The following is a 1272-nucleotide window of genomic DNA, read 5'->3' on the forward strand; positions in this document are numbered from 1 at the left end:
TTACAGGTTCGTATAGATAGGGAAGCGGGCGCAGAGGTCGGCGACTTCGGCTTTGACCTTGGCCTCGACCTCGGCGTTGCCGTCTTCGCCATTGGCGGCCAGACCGTCGACCACTTCGATGATCCAATCCGCGATCTGGCGGAACTCGACCTCGCCAAAGCCGCGCGTGGTGCCGGCGGGGCTGCCGAGACGGATGCCCGAGGTGATGGTCGGCTTCTCCGGATCAAACGGCACGCCGTTCTTGTTGCAGGTGATATGCGCGCGGCCCAAAGCCTTCTCGGTCGCGTTGCCCTTCACGCCTTTGGGCCGCAGGTCGACCAACACCACATGGGTGTCGGTGCCGTGGGTCACCGTGTCCAGACCGCCCTTGATCAGTTGATCCGACAGCGCCTGTGCGTTGGTGATGACTTGCTGGATATAGGTCTTGAATTCGGGGCGCAGAGCCTCGCCAAAGGCAACGGCTTTACCTGCGATCACATGCATCAGCGGGCCGCCCTGAATGCCGGGGAAGATCGCCGAATTCACTTTCTTAGCGATATCTTCGTCATTGGTCAGGATCATACCACCACGAGGACCGCGCAGGGTCTTGTGGGTTGTCGTGGTCGCTACATGGGCGTGCGGGAAGGGGCTGGGATGCTCGCCTGCGGCCACCAGACCGGCGAAATGCGCCATGTCCACGTGCAAATAGGCGCCGACCATGTCGGCGATCTCGCGCATGCGGGCAAAGTCGATCTGACGCGGGATGGCCGAGCCGCCTGCGATGATCAGCTTGGGGTTATGCTCTTTCGCCAGCGCCTCGACCTGATCGTAGTCGAGCATGTTGTCTTCCTTGCGGACGCCGTATTGCACGGCGTTGAACCACTTGCCCGATTGGTTCGGGCGGGCACCGTGGGTGAGGTGACCACCGGCATCCAGGCTCATGCCCAGAATGGTGTCGCCGGGCTGGATCAGCGCCTGGAACACGCCCTGGTTCGCCTGGCTGCCCGAGTTCGGCTGCACGTTGGCGAAACCGCAACCAAACAGCTCTTTCGCGCGGTCGATGGCCAGGTTCTCGGCGATATCGACGAACTGGCAGCCGCCATAGTAGCGACGACCGGGGTAGCCTTCGGCGTATTTGTTAGTCATCACCGAGCCCTGCGCCTCCATCACGGCGGCAGAGACGATGTTTTCCGACGCGATCAGCTCGATCTCGTCGCGCTGACGGCCCAGTTCGGACGTGATCGAGCCGAAAAGCTCAGGATCACGGTCCGACAAAGACTGGGTGAAAAAACC

At 61.9% G+C, this 1272-nt stretch carries 1 protein-coding gene; it reads right to left on the reverse strand.

The window, feature by feature from the left end; translation table 11 throughout:
• Positions 1 to 1272: serine hydroxymethyltransferase (gene glyA / locus ACR0IP_RS23150; RefSeq protein ID WP_480528157.1), on the reverse strand; the 1272-nt coding region annotated here is incomplete at its 5' end.

The sequence above is a fragment of the Ruegeria sp. AL11 genome, from assembly GCF_056540865.1.